We start from the raw sequence: 16,675 nt of genomic DNA, 5'->3' as shown, positions 1-16,675 counted from the left end.
CTACTCCTTTCTGCGTACAAGCGAATGTGGTTGGTCATACGGAAACGCAGATATTTTGATTTGATTCAGCCCGAATTAAAGGGCTGTTTTCAAAGGTAGATTATAAAAATGTCACTTTAGTGTCAAAATCAAAAATTATATTGTTTTTACAAAGATTGTTATTTTGCCGATATTATGCCAGGATTTTTATATGCCTAAGGAATTTACGGAAGCAACACGCGTTCAATTGACTGCGATTCAACATTTGACTCGTATTGGCTATTCGTATTTAGGCAAAATTTCTCAGGAACCGGGCGTGCTTCCCGCGGCCGATATCCGTAAATACGATTCCGAGACAAATATCCTCACGAATATATTTGCGGCTCAATTCCAGAAATTGAATCCTTCGGCAAAAGTCAATCCCCAAAATATTTTGGACGATATTCGCAAGGAATTGGATGACGATGATCTTGGTCAGCAGTTTTACCAGAGAATCACAAAGTGTTCTCCCTATAAGCTGATTGATTTCGACAATCCCGAAAATAACACCTACCATTGCACGGCAGAATTTACCTGCCGTAATGGGGAAGATAGTTTTCGCCCCGATATTACCCTGTTCATTAACGGCTTGCCTCTCGTTTTTATCGAGGTAAAGAAGCCGAATAATGCGGGCGGTATGGTTGCCGAAAGTAAGCGAATGAACGAAATTCGATTCCCGAACAAGAAGTTCCGTCGCTTTATCAATATCACCCAGCTCATGATTTTCTCCAATAACATGGAGTACGATGCCAAGGGTGGTGTAGTTCCTATTGAAGGCGTTTTCTATTGCACGGCGGCCAAGGAATCAGCGCCTTTCAACTGCTTTAGGGAAGAAAATCCTAAGCGCGAAGAAGTTGCACCCTTTGTAGCAAACTTTCCCTATGCACCTATTAGCCCTGAACTTGAAAAACAGGTGCTGATGGACTTTAATGTTCCTGTTTTAAAAGACAATCCAGAATACAAGTATAACCTTGGAATCAACACGCCTACCAATCGTGTGCTTACATCTGTGGTAAGCCCGGCTCGCTTGCTGTTCTTGCTGAAATATGGCATTGCCTACTTGCACAAGGAAAAGCAGAATAAGGATGGCCAGATTGAAAGCCGTCACGAAAAGCACATTATGCGTTATCAGCAGTTCTTTGCCGCCATGGTTATTCGCGAAAAATTGGCGACAGGCGTAACTTCTGGCGTTGTCTGGCATACTCAAGGCTCCGGAAAAACGGCTCTGTCGTTCCACTTGAGCAAGGTGCTTAAGGATTTTTACGCCAAGCAGAACAAGGTGGCGAAATTCTATTTCATTGTCGATCGCCTGGATTTGCTGGAACAGGCCACCGATGAACTTTCTGCCCGTGGTTTAAAGGTTTCTACGGCAAATTCCCGCGAGGAGCTTATGGCTCAGTTCCGAACGACCCAGGCTCTGCAGGGGAACTCTGGTGCCGATGAAATCACCGTGGTGAACATTCAGAAATTCAAGGAAGATACAGAAAAGGTTGATCTTCCGAATTATGCAACCAATTTACAGCGCGTATTCATCATGGATGAAGCCCATCGTGGCTACAAGCCCAATGGATGCTTCTTGGCGAACCTTTTCAATGCCGATAGTAACGCCATCAAGATTGCCTTGACGGGCACTCCGCTTATTGGTAGCGAAAAGGCCAGTTGCAAAGTCTTTGGCGACTATTTCCATACCTACTACTACGACCGCTCCATTCAGGATGGCTATACACTCAAAATCATTCGCGAAGATATTGAGACCAGCTATCGCAAAAAACTGGATGAAGCTTTTGAAAGCGTAAAGAAGTTAGTGGAAAAGGGCTCCGTTCAAAAGAACCAGATTATTGAACACCCGACATATGTCAAGTCGCTCCTGCGCTACATTATTGATGACCTTGTGAAGTTCCGTGCTATTCAAGGGGACAATGACCTTGGGGGCATGATTATTTGCGAATCTTCGGAACAGGCCCGCAATCTTTATAAGTTCTTCTATGAAATTCAAGATGAACTGAACCAGGATCGAATCCAGAAAATCAACCTGAAGGCAGGACTGATTCTTTTTGATAGCGATGATAAGGAAACCCGACGCAAGATTATTGACGATTTCAAGAAGAATTATACCATAGATATTCTGATTGTTTTCAATATGTTGCTGACGGGTTTTGATGCCCCGCGCCTAAAACGTCTCTATTTTGGCCGTAAAATCAAGGACCACAACTTGCTGCAGGCAATCACCCGCGTGAATCGCCCTTACAAGAGCATGAAACGCGGCTTCCTGATAGACTTTGCCGACATCAAGCAGAATTTTGATGAAACCAATGCGGCCTACCTGCAGGAACTGAATCGTTATAATAACGATCCCGAAGACAATTCCGACCCCGACGAAAACTTGCCGGATATGTACCGCCAGGTGATGGAAGATAAGGACGCCCTCATCAACCAGATGAAGGAAACCCGTCAGGCTCTATTCAGCTACAGCATGGATAATGCCGAGGCCTTCTCTACCGAAATTTCCAGTCAAGAAGACAAGAAGGTTCTTATTCAGTTGCGCAAGGCCATGGAACTGGCGAAGGATGCCATGAACCTGGTTCGAACCTTTGGCGATGACGAACTTAAGAAAGACTTTGAAAAGCTCAACATCGAAAAGTTGCCCTTGATGCTTTCTGAAGTGAACCGCCGTATCGCCATGATCAACCAGAAGGAAGCCTGGGCCAATAGCGATGCTACACAGGCTGCCGTGAACGAAGCCATGCTGAATATCGAATTCAATTTCAGCTGTATCTGTACCGAAGAACTGAAAATCGTTGACGGCGGTACGGAACTTCGCGAAAAGTACAAACGCGCCGTGCGTGGTTTTGTAGATAACTTTGACCACGAAGATCCGGAATACATTGAATTGGAACAGGCCTTTAAGGCAATTTTCGACAAGCACGGCTTTACGCCCGCAAACTTGGCAGTTTACAACGAACAGAACCAGGCCATGAACGATATTCTGGAACGCCTGGAAAAGTTGCGCAAGGCAAATGAAGCCTTGCTCAAGAAGTACAATGGCGACACCAAGTTCGCCTATGTCCATAAGCGCATCCGCGAAGAGAACAAGGCTCGCGAAGTTCACCACAAAGATCCGATTATCTCCAAGTTTGACGAAGATATTGTGCAGGCTCTTTTAACGATCAAGGGAACCATAGATTCCAAGGTCTATGACCGCAACGATATTCTAAAACAGGATACCTATTTCGGCAAGACTGTGATGCAGGAAATCGCCTTGGGTCTTAAGAAATTCCCGCAGCTGAAACCTCAAATGCCGGACTATCAGTTTATCCAGCAGCGAGTCGCCAAACAGTATATTGACCAGTATAATAATTACTACGGTAGCTAAATGAACATCAAAGAAAAAACCATTGCGTTGATTGATACCCTCAAGTCCATCTGCCAGTCTTTCGGCATGGGTAACGACGGTAACGAATACAAGATTATTACCCAGATTTTCTTGTATAAGTTTATGGCAGATAAGTTTGGCTACGAACTGAAGAAAATTGATGATCCCTGCCTGGAGGCTCTAAAGAAATCCGACAAGTGGGAAGAGGAATTCGCAAAGTTGACCGATGAACAGCGCGAAAACATCAGCCTGTTCTTGCCGCCCGAAGTTCCCGTATTCAAGCCGGACTACCTGATTGCCAACTTGTGGAATAAGCAGGCCAAAGGTGACTTTGACGCCATCTTTGACGAGACCATGGTTTCCATTGCAAGGGACAACCTGGATGTATTCTACACCAAGACTGCCCAGGAAACAAAGATTCCCATTTTCGAAAAGTTGACCATCTTTGTAACCGATGACGCAAGACGCGCAGACTTTGCCCGAGCCCTTGTCGATAAGTTGGCGAACTTCAGCTTTGAAGAAGCCTTTGCAGAACATTACGACTTTTTCTCTGATGTCTTTGAATACTTGCTCAAGGATTACAACACCGCAGGCGGCGGCAAGTACGCCGAATACTACACGCCCAAGGCCATCGCAAAGATCATGGCTCGCTTGCTGGTGGGCGACAACGCCGATTTGCACAATATTGAATGTTATGACCCCAGCGCTGGTACCGGCACCCTGCTCATGGCTTTGAGCCACCAGATAGGGGAGGAACGCTGCACTATCTTTGCCCAGGATATTTCCCAGCGTTCCAACAAGATGCTGAAACTGAACCTGCTCCTGAACGGCCTTGTCTCTAGCTTGGATCATGCGGTGCAGGGCGACACTCTTTTGGAACCTTACCACAAGAGCGACGATGGCAAGAGCCTGAAACAGTTCGACTATGTAGTTAGTAACCCACCTTTCAAGATGGACTTTAGCGATACCCGCGACAACATCGAAAGTAAGTGGGGTACCCGTTTCTGGGCCGGCGTGCCAAAAGTCCCTAACAAGAAAAAGGACTCCATGGCCATTTACACCTGCTTTATCCAGCATGTGGTAAATAGCATCAAGGAAAACGGAAAGGGCGCCATCGTTATCCCCACAGGTTTCATTACAGCAAAGTCTGGCATCGAGCACAAGATCCTTGAAAAGATTGTAGATGAACATATTGTTTCTGGCGTGGTAAGCATGCCTAGCAATGTGTTCGCCAACACCGGCACCAACGTCAGCGTGTTGTTCTTCGATAAACCGAAAAAGAATGAAGATGGTTCTGAGCAAAAGTCCGATAACGACAAGATTACCCTCGTTGACGCTAGCAAACTTGGCCAGGAATACAAGGATGCCAACGGCCTTAAGAAAGTCCGCCTGGAAGATGACGAAATCGAAAAGATTGTTAAGACCTTCCGCAACGCCGAAGCCGTAGAAGACTTTAGTGTGGTAGTCAGCTACAGCGAAGTCAAGGAAAAGGGCTACAGCCTAAGCGCAGGCCAGTATTTCGACATCAAGATTGACTATGTGGATATTTCCGAAGAGGAATTCAACGACCAGATGGCAGCCGACACCGCCGAACTCCAGAAAATGTTCGAAGAAAGCCACAAGCTAGAAGACGAAATCAACAAGCAGCTGGCCAGCCTGAAATTCGGGGGAAAGTAAAATGGAAACGAGGGAGGGCTTGACATTTGATTTGTGTAATTGTATATTATGTGCAAGAAAACCTTGCACGCCTCTTCACAATGCGCACCCAGCGAGGTTCTTTTTTTATTTAGGGGGAATTTGATGTCTCCCAGAATCTATAGTAAACCTCCCCAGACTTTGGATCAGCAGGCCCAATTACTGATTAGCCGAGGGCTTAAAGATGTTTCTAAGGATGAACTCGTAGAAGTCCGAAAACATTGGAGCCGTTCTCGTGGAATACTTTCCAAGACCTTCTCTAACCTGAAATCTAATCTCAATGCCAAAACAGAAGTTGCGAAGTATTTCGGTTTCAATAAGGCCTCAACGAAAGTTCTAGTAAGCTGGTTCCAGCATTTAAACCTGGTTAGGAACATTTGCGCCCATTACTCTAGGCTTTTTACAAGGAGCTTTATTGTGCGCCCCATGATTCCCACAAACAAGCCTGCCAAATGGGTGGATTCGATTCCAAGTCAGGATAGAATCTATTTCTCCATTTGCATTATTACAACATTGCTGGATGTGTGTGCCCCGAATTATGATTTTAGAGGAAAACTAAAGCAAGTGATGAAGATGGTCCGCCCGGAACAACTGCCGTCGCTTGGATTCCCTGAAAATTGGGGAGAACAAGATTTATTTGCGTAAAAGAAAATCGGAGCCCTGCTTAGAGTCAATTTTTATAGGGTCAAGAAAGTTGATAGTTTAAGTGATAGAATAAACGATAGTATAAATGATAGTTTAAAAGGCGATAAAATGGCGATAAATTTTGAAAACGGCGATAAAGCGACGAAATGGTGCGAGGCAGAGTCATTCTGAGCGGAACGAAGTGTAATGAAGAATCTAGGTTTATAAAAATGAGTTGGGAATACAAAACATTAGGTGAGGTTGGAACTGTTGCTAGAGGTAAATCCAAGCATCGTCCACGAAATGACGAGTCTCTGTATGGAGGTGCGTATCCCTTTGTTCAAACGGGAGATGTGAAACATTCTGGCCTCTATTTAACTGATTATTCACAAACCTATAACGAAAAGGGGTTGGCTCAAAGTAAGCTATGGCCTGAGGACACGCTCTGCATTACGATTGCTGCTAATATTGCTGATACAGCCATTTTGGGTATGCCTGCTTGCTTTCCTGATAGCATTTTGGGCTTTATTCCCGATGAAGAAAAGTCGGATGTTCGATTTGTGAAATATTGCTTTGATTTGCTTCAAATCAATATACAAAAGATGTCGCAAGGATCAACTCAAGACAATCTTTCGCTAGATAAGCTGGATAAAATTCAATTTAGTTTCCCTCAAATTGCAGAACAAAAGAAAATCGCAGCAGTCCTCTCTGCACTTGACGACAAAATCGCCCTGAACAAAAAGATGAACCAGAAACTCGAAGCCATGGCAAAACGCCTATACGACTACTGGTTCGTACAATTCGACTTCCCCGACGAAAACGGCCGCCCCTACAAAACCTCCGGCGGCCCCATGACCCACAACCCCACCCTCAACCGCGAAATACCAAAGGGATGGAATAACGGCGTATTGAGTGATGTTGCCAATATTACTATGGGGCAATCGCCAGATGGTGCTTCCTATAATGAAGATGGCGAAGGGATGATTTTTTATCAGGGAAGTACTGATTTTGGAATGCGTTTCCCGACGGTTCGCCAATACACAACCGCACCGACAAGATTTGCAAAGAAAGGCGATATTTTGATGAGTGTTCGCGCTCCCGTTGGTGCTGTCAATATTGCTAATACAGATTGCTGCATTGGCCGCGGCTTATCTGCTTTGAATTCCAAATTAGGATCGCTTTCACATCTTTATTTTCTAATTGATGTTTTCAAAAAGACCTTTGAAAATAAGAATACAGTTGGAACAACATTTGGTTCTATCACAAAAGATGAACTCTATGCATTACCAGTTGTAATTCCCGACAAGAATGTGATAGAGCAATTTGAAAAAATGGCAAAACCCATTTTTGATAGACAAATGAAACTCGGTGAGGAATCTAATCGTCTCACCGCTCTCCGCGACAAACTCCTCCCGCTCCTAATGAACGGCCAAGTAGAAGCGAAAAACGAGATGCACTTTTAAAGGAAATAAATATGAGCGAAAATCTAATGCTGAAGTTTATGCCGTTGTTTGGAAAACTTGATTATTATTTTTCTTGTGTATATAAGAATTTAATGCCAGAACTTTTCAAATATGGTCGATATGCTGTTGGTGGCGGGGGTGTTCTTTGCACAGCTGCATCATCGTATGAAAAGGATTTTGCGTTGAACGGTAATGGCGAAATTGAATATTTTGGTGCTTATGAAAGTTCGGAATTAGAAAAGAAGGAATTTCAATTAAATATAGAATCAAATCTCGTTGTTTGTTGTGTTCTTTTTTTTGATAGAAAAAAAATATAACTCTGTAAAAAAGATTTCAATGAATGTATGTGAAAATGAACTGAATGTTTCACTCGTTTTGAAGTCCCTTTTTTGTGAGTCAATTATTGAATTTAGCTATAAAAATATAGAGCATTTAATAAAAAATTTGACAAGCGAGAGTGGTAAAGATTTTGGGGAGAAAATATCTCCAAATGAAATTAGTCGGGCGATAGGGCGAGATTTTATTTCTTTTATTGCTATGACGTGCGTTCGAGATGCTAATATGCATGGAGGCGTTGCAAACGCGCTACATTTTTTTGAAAATATATCTCAGGTGTCTTTAGAAAAATACGAAAAGAAGGAATTGTTGGGGCGTGTGTTGCTTGCCCCACCCAATAGTAACAATATTGATATCGCTTATAAATTCAAAGAAAAAATATCGTTCAATACGCTTCGATTGTTACGGAAGGTGTTGGAACTTACGAATGATACCTTTTATTTGTTATTTGATGGATTCTTTTATGGAATTGGAACGTTAAATGAACGCGAAATAACGACCGATAATGAAGTATATGTTGTTCGTTTTGAAGGCCTCGGCTTTTGGAACTTGTATAGAATGTCGGATTCTGAAATACTTTTAAATATAAAGAACGGAATTCCTTCAATACCATGTCAAAAGATAGATCAGGAGTGGATTGAACAGAAATACAAAGATGTATTTGGGGAAGAATCAAAAGGAAAATTCAAAGATCTTTATGTTTCCGTTTATGCTTTGATAAATCAAAATAAAGGTGGCATATTATTGATTAGTAACGCGGCCAAAGAACAATCGGATCGATTAAAAACACAAGCAATTTTGGTCGACCCTTTTTCAATCAATGAAAACTCAATTACGAAATTGTCTTCAATTGATGGTGCTGTTATGGTGGATGAAAGTGGAATTTGTTATGCAATAGGTTTAATTTTTGATGGAATGGTTCCTGCAAGTGGTGGTGATTCAAGTAGGGGGTCTCGGTATAATAGTTCTGTTAGATTTACTGAATATTTAAAATCACAAGGAAAGAAGGTTATGACCATTGTCGTTTCTGATGATGGCATGGTGGATCTTCTTTAAAAGGAGCGTTAATATGCATGAATACGTAATAAAAAATGGATTAACTAAAAGGATTGTTTTTTTCTTGACTATTGCTGCTACGTCACTTTCTGCAATTATAAACACATTGTTTTTTGATACGATAAATAAAACATTTGGATGTTTTTTTGCCGTTTCGTCATGGATAATATTTGTGGGTCTATGGTTTTGTTTTTCAAAAATAATTTGGAAAAATAAACATATTATGAAATTCTTGAAATTAGATAATTTGTCTGGAAAATGGTTGTGTGAAGGTACGGGTTTTCGTTATGGAGAACCAAATTATAAAAAAAATTGGAACGGCGCAGTAACGATTTCTCAGACATATGATGAAATACTAATTAAATTAGAAACGGAAAAATCTGTTTCTTATAGTACACAAGCTCAACTTGAAAAGATTGATGACAAGGAGCTTGTTTTGTCATATTTTTATAGGAATGAACCGCGATCAGATTCTGATCAAGATATGCATAAGCATTATGGATCGTGTAGAATGTTTTTTGATATAGAACATGGAACCGCTAAAGCGGATTATTTCACTGATAGGGATCGTGGTTCTTTTGGATCGATGTTGTTGACGAAAGGCTAATTTCGAGACAAATTCATAAATCCATAGGATTTCCGGCTGTTGTTCGTATAATAATAACCTGTTGCTGTTTTATTCTCTAAATTGAATGTTAATTGACAAAAACCATCGTGTTCGTACATATCTGCATCTGCTTTTATAGGCGTGTTTTTATAAGGATACGACAAAGTACACGTCTCTTTATTGATGAATTCTATAGAGGCTCCGTAGCTCACTGATTGTGACGAATTGTTTTTTGTTTTCATGTAAATTGAAATTTCGGAAAAATTTTGTTCTATGGTAATTGTTGCGTTCCATGGGTTTGTCACTGATGGGTCGTTTTGCTTTTTTCCCTCGCCATCGCAATTCCAGGTGCCGTTTAGATCAGGGGTTTGTGAAATCCATTTGAGAAAGGATTTATTCCATAAAAATTTCGAAAATAGTAGCCACAACAGAACAAATATTCCACCAGCAACTACGGGAAATATTTGGTCAATAATGGGTGCAATTGTTATTGCAACAATCGCTATAAAAAAAATGATACGTTCCTTTAAAGGTCTTTTAATCGTGTATTCATGCATAAAGGTCTCCTGGTTTATTCTTGCATTGCCTTTGTTAAATCGAAGTCTTCGGTTATGTCTGGGATGGCTTTGTAATCACCATTTAAATAATCTTTTTCGAAAATGCGATCATTTCTAACTTTTTTCTCTTCGCCTTTTTCTTTATCATAAACCAATATTTCGCTGAGTTGCTCTAGGCTTGTTGTTTCATCATCTTTATTTTTTTTAGTAAGCCATATTTGATCTCGTCTTAACAAATTGATGTCAAGAAGGTTTGTGTCGTGTGCTGCAAAAATTAGTTGAGCGTTGTTTGGGTTTCCTTTTGTTGAATTAAATATTTTAACAATTCTTCGCGTAAGTAATGGATGAAGCTTTGCATCGAGTTCATCAACAACAAGGGTGTAGCCATGTAACAATGTGTTGATTAATGGGCCGGATAAATCAAATATTTTGAGCGTCCCGTCAGATTCCATATCGTCAAACTGAAAGAATTTTTCGATGGTCGTTCCATCGTTGCGATGAATCTTATGCTTTGACTCTAGGAAGAGTACTTTTTCATTGGCGTGTTGCTTTAATATACTTTCTTTTAATTTTATAGGCATATCTGGTGGAAAAAAGGATTCATCAAGATTTTGCTCAATGGGTTTTAAATCTGAAAATCCCAAATCCATTTGTTTTAGAAAGCTCATTGCGACTTTTGATTCTGTGTCTTTTTTTAGTAATTGGTCTATTGAAAATTCTCGGAAGTTTTCGTTGTCAAGGCCAGATATGTTGTTGAAGTGTTGAAACCATTCGATAATTTGTTTTGATATTCTTCCGTTCAACTGAGCAACGAGAGACAAAAATAGTCTGTTTTTAACAGTGAGTTCTATTTTCCCTTCACCTTCTTCAAATTTTTTTCCAATAGTTATACTACCTTCATCTCGAAGGAATAAAATGCGCTCTTTGACTTTTGCTGTTTCATATAGCCATTCTTTTATTATTTCCTTGGAGTTGTATGTAAAACCATATCTATAAGTTCGTTGGTTTGAAAAGAATTTGACGTCAAAAGTTGTAGACTTCGTTGAAGAGTTGTCGTCTAAAATAAATGGGTCTGTGGGAAGGTCTTCAGATGCGTTAAGCTTAATGGACGTTAAGATGATGCGGCGCATGGCTCCCATTGCGCGGATGACGTTGCTTTTGCCGCTAGAATTAGCTCCGTAAATTGCAGCGACCGTAGTGATTTTCACGCCGTTTGCTATTTCTCGGATGTTTCCGGAGTCTTCAAGTTCCTTATACGAGGTGGGTGTCATGGAGAATGTTAATGAATTTTTTATGGATCTGAAATTTTCAACAGTGAAGGAAAGTAACATAAAGCACCCTGTTTTTACGATTTTTTCGTAAAAATAGCAACAATGTTATTAAATGAAAGCTGTATATTGGCTATTTTTGTGAAAATATCTCATAATTAAGCACTTCTTGTTTCAGATTGAAACAGGTTCGTCACGAATTTCTTTCGATTCAAACGTTTTGCGCTAATTTTACATAAGTTTTTGTTTTTGGCATGGTATTTGCTTTCGTCTAAACAAAATTGGAGGGCTCTATTTTGAACACCCTTCTTGCAGTTCGGGCTCCCGTCAAACAAACCCGCATGCAACATAACCTTAGAGACGGGGGAGCAATAACATGGCAAGCAAAACTCTTAATGACTGCTTTAATGAATACCTAGTTAACATTGCTGTATCCCAGAATGTTAAGGATAAACTAGAGAATGTGCGTATCGCAGTGAAGACTGCTCTAACGCAAGGAATTAGTAAAAAAACGGAAGCGGAAGGTCATAGGCGAATACCTCATTTTATGACTCAAGGATCAGCTCGATATAAAACGCAGAATACTCCTTGTTTTCCTCCTCAACAACAGGTTGATTACGATTATGGGTGTTATTTACCTCTTTCCTACCACGAATATGACGGGCGTAAGGAACCTCAGGATGCGTCAGAGCACTTCTTTAAGATGGTTGGTGATATTCTGACACCTCTTGCGAAACAGAATAGTTGGGAATACGAGGAACACAAGAAATGTTGCCGTCTTATTATTGACAGTGATATTCATTTCGACATCCCCCTGTATTCCGTGCCAGATGACGAACTTAAATACATTCGCGATCAACGAGCTGCTAATGAAAGCATAGGTATGTTTTCTTCTCATAGCGACTCGTCTAATTCTGAAGCAAAAGATTTGGAGTGGGAAGATTTACCTACAGATTCCGTCATGCTTGCGACTAATGACGGTAACGGAAACTATACCTGGTCAGATAGAAATGATCCTCGCTTACTTAATGTGTATTTTGAGCAAAAGAACAAGGACGATAGAGCGATCTATCGTATTCTGAAAGGATGGCGAGATTTCCGGTGGGAAGATGGTAAAGGACCCTCTTCTATTTTCTTGATGAGTTTGGCTGAAAAAATCAAAGGAGGGCTGCCATTCTCCGATAATATTGAAATAGAGTTAATGAATATTCTAACAGGAATAGAAGGTCTGGACTTGTTGTTGGATGACAATGGGGATGTTTTCGTTGAAAACCCTGCAGATTCTGAGGACACGATTAAGTGTGCAAGGACGAAGTTTGATAAACTGAGAAATTATGCGAGGGGATTTCGTTGTGCACTTCAGATGAAGTCTTCTCAATCATTATCAGAAGTCGCGTCTGTTATTAGGAGTGCTCACCTTGGCGATCGCTTCCCTGAAGTGAAGGAAAGTTACACCCCGAATTTTAGACAGCCGCCTCGCACAACAAGGGCTGGCTAAAATGAATCAGATTTGGGAAGGGTTAGTTGACGCTCTCTCTATTTGTGGATTTTATGCAAATGGGGAGGGTTCTCCTCTTGATTTTGACGGATTTGTTGATACAAAAAGGTTCGGCAGAGTCAATCTGACGCTTATATTCAAGGATGAGAAATACCCTGATTTTCCTTCTGTAAAATTCAATGATGAAAAAATGAAGGGGCTTTATCGAAAAGTTCCACATGTTAATCAAGATGGTTGCGATCAAGGCGATTTATGCTACATACAGCGAGGAGAGTATGTTTTTGATGCCTATAATCCCAAACGCACAGTATTGCTGATTTGTGAAGCTATAAAAACAACATTAGATAGGTCTCGAGAGGAATACGCAAAAGAGTTTACTAGAGAGATGCTTGCGTATTGGATAGATGGAAAGGAAGAGGGACGTTTCACAATAAAACAGATTGGCCCCCAAAATGTTAGGGTTGAATTTTCAAAACAGGGAAATTCCAATCAACTTCAGGTTTTCGGAGAACTATATCATCTTTATCGGGATGTGGATTTTTCAGCTTTTGAGTATCCTTTTCCGACAAAAAAGGATTTACTCTCTTTTGGTAAAAAATGTCTTGGAAAGAGAGCTTATAGTCGATTTTTGAAAATCGTTCTTCGTGGATGTTATAACAAAGAACAATTCAGTTTGATTTTTGAATGGAAGGGAAACTTATTAGGCTTACTTGTAACCCCGTCAGAGGGGAATGACGATTGTATTACTTGTTTGCCTTTTTATCACGTAAAGTCTAATATGTTTTCGCGAAATACAATGACCAAAAAAGAAAATTTCTTGCAACACAAAAAAATTTTGCTTATTGGATGTGGAACTCTGGGTAGTAACTTGCTATTGATGCTAATTAAATCTGGAGTCGGGTTTAACCAACCATTGACTATTATTGATTCCGATAAATATGGTGAGGAAAATTTCTCTCGTCATTATCTTGGATTGTCTTCTGTTGGAAAAAATAAAGCATCTGAAATGAAGGATGCTATGCTCAGCCAATGTCGAGGATTAAATGAGTCTTCTCGCAATTTAAAAATTATAGCAAAAACGAGGAATTTTGAAGATGAGTTTAATGAAAATTGTGAGCTGCCTTATGATATTATTTTAGATACGACGGGAAACGAAACCTTCTCTAATTACTTGGGACGTCGTTTATGTAAAATGCAAAAGATGCCTTTGTATGTTTGTGGCTATATTTATGGTCGAAGTCGTGCCGTTTGCGCATCCGTTATAAAGGATTCACAAAAGGCTTGTTTGAAGTGCGTAGATGATTTCGCAAAAGAAAAAATACTTCCGAAGTTGTCCGATAATGAATATATCGTAGATTCGTGCAATTCAGTTTACATTCCCTTCCCGATAACGGCATCGATATCTGCAGCGAATTTAATGATGACTGCGCTTTACAAGTCGTTGCAAAAGGAAGAAGGTCAGGAATCTGTTTTTTGGTGGCAATGCTGTGAAGACAATGTGTGGGGCGGTATGCAATGCCGAGAAATTTCTAAAAATATGGGTTGTCCTTCATGCAAAGTATCTTAAGTCCGCGGTTACAGTATCTTAGTGAAAGGGGAGACTTACATCAAATATTCTTTTCGAAGAAAGCGCTTGATGATTTTGAAATAGCGCAAAAGAATACAATGATGTCTGACGAAAATGGAGGGATTATTTTAGGTATTATTGAGGAAAATTCTCTGTATGTAGAATCTATTACATCTGCTTGCGTTAAAGATGAAAGAGCGCGTTATGCGTTCTTGCGCCAGGATGAAAAACACTTGGAAGCATGGAGCTCTATAAACAGCGACTCAAAAGGACGAATCGGCTATTTAGGAGAATGGCATTCTCATCCAGAAAAGAATCCAAGTCCATCAAAAATCGATCGTAAAGAATGGACAAAAATAAGAGGTGAGTTAGGAGCGCCGCTTCTATTTATAATTATTGGGGCCGAAACGATGTATTTAGAAGGAATTTTTAAAGAACATGTTTGATGTGAAAATTATAATACCAGCATTGACTGGTTTTTTAGGAGTTTTGATTGGAGTCGGATCAAAATTTCTGTTGCATCATTTAGAACAGAAAAGGGTAGAAAGACAAATTATAAACGAAACTATCCATTATCTACTAGAATTGTATTTTCAAGTGAGTCGATTAAATAGCGAGAAAATGTTTGATGCCTATTTAGATTTCTATTTCAAGGAAATGAAAAAACTTATTCCTACAATGGATGAGAAATCTATTGAAAATGTTAAGGCTCTATACAAACCCCAACTAAAAAAAGTGATTGTGCCGATATCTCAAAAGCAATCTTTTGAAAAACTAGAAGAAATGAATGAAAGTTATTCATCTATGTTGGAAAAATTAGCGACTGTTTTGCCGATAGATGCTTTCTATTTAAGAGGAAAAAACAATCTAAAGAGCCTCTTGGATCTGCTATCGGAATATTTTGAAGGGATTAAATCTACAGACGTTAACAAAAATGATTCCGTAGAAAAAATTGTAGAACAAATGCAGCCGACTATAACAAAAAATGTTATAGCCGAATATACTAATGACTTAAAGAAGGAACTTTTTGTATTGCTTAAAAGAACGGATCGCTATAATTGTAAGATTGGTGAGAAAGCAATCTCTTCCATAGAAGTTACAGTGCTTACTGAAGAAGAAAAGCGGGAAGTAAGATCTTACATTATTAACATATTAAATTTAGTGTCTCCAGTGCAGAAAAAAGATTGACACTTACCTTTTCCCAGTTTTCCATATTCCTTAAAATTACTTGCGAGTTTGTTTCAATCGAGTAAGACGAATGCCGACGAACATGTCGAATTCGTTTTAAAGAAGATGAACTTCTTCAGTTCAATAGGAGCCAGGGAAAGTTCCTCGCTAAACTCAAAGAAAAGAAGATTATCGAAATCAAGAAAGATGGTAAGCAGGAATGGTTTAAGATTGTTTAGAGCAACTATTTACTCCCACACGATATCTTCTTCAGCCTTGCGGTACACTTCTGCAAGGTTGATTTTCTTTTTAGGTTTATGAAATAGCAAATTGGTAGCACCCAAAGAACGGCATTTCTGATGTTCCTTAGGTGCGGTTTTTATTTGCCCCTCGCCATTCAGGATTCGCGATACATGGCTTTTAGATATGCCGGAGAGTATTTCTATTTCGCGAACGGTAAAACCCTGCGTTTGCAATAGTTGCAAGTTGTCTGGAACTTTGCCGACGAATGATTTGTAAATGTTTTTGAGATAGTCACATTCGATGTTTGTGTCGCTGAATGTTATGTCGGCTTTGATGATTTTTCTTAAATCAGCGGGGCAGGGCAGTTTTTTGTTCAGGTTAATGATTTTTTGGAAGAGACGAGGGTTCCGTCTAACAATTTTGAAATCATCGAGGAAATTGTTCAGAATAGATTCTGCAATTTCTTGCAAATCATCCTGAGTGTATCTATTGAAATCAACAATGGAATCGAAACGGCGGGAAAGCGCCTTGTCAAAATGCTTAAAAAGGTTCGTCGTGGCGATAATGGTAATCTTTTCGTTGAGGTTGTCAAAACCCTTGAGGATTGCCGACGTGGCGCGACCCATTTCGCGGAGGTCATGGGAACTGGTTCTGTCAAGGGCAATGGCGTCAATTTCGTCGAACAAAACAAGGATTTTTTCGGGGTGCGCAAAGCGATTCAGTTCATCAAATAATGCTGCGATGTTTTTTTGCGTTTGCCCGAGTTTGCTGTCGATGATGGTGTCGAAATCTACGCAGAACAGGTCGCGTTCCAAAATACGGGCAATTTGCCGTACGGATTCGGTCTTGCCTGTTCCAGGTGCGCCTTGGAATAGGAACTTGTTGATTCCCATGTTTCGCTGGATAGCGTTGATGATTCCAAGGATGTCTTTTTCTATTGGCGTGGGGAGCGGCAGCGAATCGCGCGAGGATGTCATTTTGCGGAAAAATGTCATCTGATTTTCGTGCATTTGCGGCACAAAGGCGTTTGCGCTGGACATGAGAGCCATGATGTATTCCGAAAGCTGGAAATCGCCGTTTGCGTCAAAATCCCGGGCAATTTCGTATGCCTCCTCGCGGAATGCGGGGTCGTTTTTTTCGGCATAATATCGAATCAGATTGATGACATTCTTCTTTTTCATGGACTTGACCTACCTTGTTGAC

Annotated in this window: 14 protein-coding genes; 11 read left to right on the top strand and 3 right to left on the bottom strand. The window is 40.3% G+C overall.

Annotation, left to right across the window (positions count from 1 at the left end; translation table 11 throughout):
- The first annotated feature begins 190 nt into the window (after nt 1–190).
- The 7 genes from MMG03_RS04060 to MMG03_RS04030 all read left to right on the top strand — a co-directional run bounded on the left by MMG03_RS04060 (nt 191) and on the right by MMG03_RS04030 (nt 9,172).
- A complete protein-coding gene (locus tag MMG03_RS04060; protein ID WP_249505678.1) occupies nt 191–3,391 on the top strand; it encodes a type I restriction endonuclease subunit R in 3,201 nt (1,066 codons plus the stop codon).
- Entirely contained in the window at nt 3,392–5,068 is a 1,677-nt protein-coding gene (locus tag MMG03_RS04055; protein WP_249505677.1) for a class I SAM-dependent DNA methyltransferase, read from the top strand.
- Nucleotides 5,069–5,191: 123 nt separating this feature from the next.
- Nucleotides 5,192–5,731 (top strand): Abi family protein, encoded by a 540-nt coding sequence (locus tag MMG03_RS04050; RefSeq protein WP_249505676.1) that lies wholly within the window; start codon nt 5,192–5,194, stop codon nt 5,729–5,731.
- 209 nt (nt 5,732–5,940) lie between these two features.
- Nucleotides 5,941–7,173: a restriction endonuclease subunit S gene (locus MMG03_RS04045; protein WP_249505675.1), complete on the top strand. Its 1,233-nt coding sequence runs from the start codon at nt 5,941–5,943 to the stop codon at nt 7,171–7,173.
- An 11-nt stretch (nt 7,174–7,184) separates the two neighbouring features.
- Nucleotides 7,185–7,490, top strand: coding sequence for a hypothetical protein (locus tag MMG03_RS04040; protein ID WP_249505674.1), 306 nt, complete (start codon nt 7,185–7,187; stop codon nt 7,488–7,490).
- Entirely contained in the window at nt 7,459–8,565 is a 1,107-nt protein-coding gene (locus MMG03_RS16050) for a diadenylate cyclase (RefSeq protein ID WP_249505673.1), read from the top strand. The genes MMG03_RS04040 and MMG03_RS16050 overlap by 32 nt, the downstream gene beginning before the upstream one ends.
- 13 nt (nt 8,566–8,578) lie before the next feature.
- A complete protein-coding gene (locus MMG03_RS04030; protein WP_249505672.1) occupies nt 8,579–9,172 on the top strand; it encodes a hypothetical protein in 594 nt (197 codons plus the stop codon).
- On the opposite strand, the gene MMG03_RS04025 is transcribed toward MMG03_RS04030, so the two are convergent.
- Entirely contained in the window at nt 9,169–9,729 is a 561-nt protein-coding gene (locus tag MMG03_RS04025) for a hypothetical protein (RefSeq protein ID WP_249505671.1), read from the bottom strand. The two genes, MMG03_RS04030 and MMG03_RS04025, sit on opposite strands and share 4 nt — an antisense overlap.
- Nucleotides 9,730–9,743: 14 nt before the next feature.
- Entirely contained in the window at nt 9,744–11,060 is a 1,317-nt protein-coding gene (locus MMG03_RS04020) for an ATP/GTP-binding protein (RefSeq protein WP_249505670.1), read from the bottom strand.
- Between the two features lie 313 nt (nt 11,061–11,373).
- Between MMG03_RS04020 and MMG03_RS04015 the strand changes: the two genes are divergently transcribed.
- Genes MMG03_RS04015 through MMG03_RS04000 form a run of 4 tightly spaced genes read left to right on the top strand, consistent with a single transcriptional unit; the run spans nt 11,374 to nt 15,250 of the window.
- Complete coding sequence (locus tag MMG03_RS04015; protein ID WP_249505669.1) at nt 11,374–12,495, top strand: CBASS cGAMP synthase; 1,122 nt, start codon at nt 11,374–11,376, stop codon at nt 12,493–12,495.
- Nucleotide 12,496: 1 nt separating this feature from the next.
- Nucleotides 12,497–14,062 carry a ThiF family adenylyltransferase gene (locus MMG03_RS04010; protein ID WP_249505668.1) on the top strand — a complete coding sequence of 522 codons (1,566 nt, stop codon included), beginning with the start codon at nt 12,497–12,499 and terminating at the stop codon, nt 14,060–14,062.
- Nucleotides 14,047–14,508: a Mov34/MPN/PAD-1 family protein gene (locus MMG03_RS04005; RefSeq protein WP_249505667.1), complete on the top strand. Its 462-nt coding sequence runs from the start codon at nt 14,047–14,049 to the stop codon at nt 14,506–14,508. Before MMG03_RS04010 ends, MMG03_RS04005 begins: the two co-directional genes overlap by 16 nt.
- Complete coding sequence (locus MMG03_RS04000) at nt 14,501–15,250, top strand: hypothetical protein (RefSeq protein WP_249505666.1); 750 nt, start codon at nt 14,501–14,503, stop codon at nt 15,248–15,250. The genes MMG03_RS04005 and MMG03_RS04000 overlap by 8 nt, the downstream gene beginning before the upstream one ends.
- Before the next feature lie 227 nt (nt 15,251–15,477).
- On the opposite strand, the gene MMG03_RS03995 is transcribed toward MMG03_RS04000, so the two are convergent.
- A complete protein-coding gene (locus tag MMG03_RS03995) occupies nt 15,478–16,653 on the bottom strand; it encodes an AAA family ATPase (protein WP_249505665.1) in 1,176 nt (391 codons plus the stop codon).
- Nucleotides 16,654–16,675 lie beyond the last annotated feature (22 nt).

Origin of the sequence: Fibrobacter sp. HC4 (assembly GCF_023373925.1) — a bacterium.
In the GTDB taxonomy this organism is placed as follows: Bacteria; Fibrobacterota; Fibrobacteria; order Fibrobacterales; family Fibrobacteraceae; genus Fibrobacter.
Note: the sequence above shows the minus strand (reverse complement) of the source record. Positions and strands in the feature narration are given on the sequence as shown.

Coding starts and splice junctions, on each gene's coding strand:
- MMG03_RS03995 (WP_249505665.1), bottom strand. CDS start 16,653: ATGAAAAAGAAGAATGTCATCAATCTGATTCGATATTATGCCGAAAAA.
- MMG03_RS04000 (WP_249505666.1), top strand. CDS start 14,501: ATGTTTGATGTGAAAATTATAATACCAGCATTGACTGGTTTTTTAGGA.
- MMG03_RS04020 (WP_249505670.1), bottom strand. CDS start 11,060: ATGTTACTTTCCTTCACTGTTGAAAATTTCAGATCCATAAAAAATTCA.
- MMG03_RS04055 (WP_249505677.1), top strand. CDS start 3,392: ATGAACATCAAAGAAAAAACCATTGCGTTGATTGATACCCTCAAGTCC.
- MMG03_RS04010 (WP_249505668.1), top strand. CDS start 12,497: ATGAATCAGATTTGGGAAGGGTTAGTTGACGCTCTCTCTATTTGTGGA.
- MMG03_RS04060 (WP_249505678.1), top strand. CDS start 191: ATGCCTAAGGAATTTACGGAAGCAACACGCGTTCAATTGACTGCGATT.
- MMG03_RS04030 (WP_249505672.1), top strand. CDS start 8,579: ATGCATGAATACGTAATAAAAAATGGATTAACTAAAAGGATTGTTTTT.
- MMG03_RS04025 (WP_249505671.1), bottom strand. CDS start 9,729: ATGCATGAATACACGATTAAAAGACCTTTAAAGGAACGTATCATTTTT.
- MMG03_RS04050 (WP_249505676.1), top strand. CDS start 5,192: ATGTCTCCCAGAATCTATAGTAAACCTCCCCAGACTTTGGATCAGCAG.
- MMG03_RS04040 (WP_249505674.1), top strand. CDS start 7,185: ATGAGCGAAAATCTAATGCTGAAGTTTATGCCGTTGTTTGGAAAACTT.
- MMG03_RS04005 (WP_249505667.1), top strand. CDS start 14,047: ATGCAAAGTATCTTAAGTCCGCGGTTACAGTATCTTAGTGAAAGGGGA.
- MMG03_RS04015 (WP_249505669.1), top strand. CDS start 11,374: ATGGCAAGCAAAACTCTTAATGACTGCTTTAATGAATACCTAGTTAAC.
- MMG03_RS04045 (WP_249505675.1), top strand. CDS start 5,941: ATGAGTTGGGAATACAAAACATTAGGTGAGGTTGGAACTGTTGCTAGA.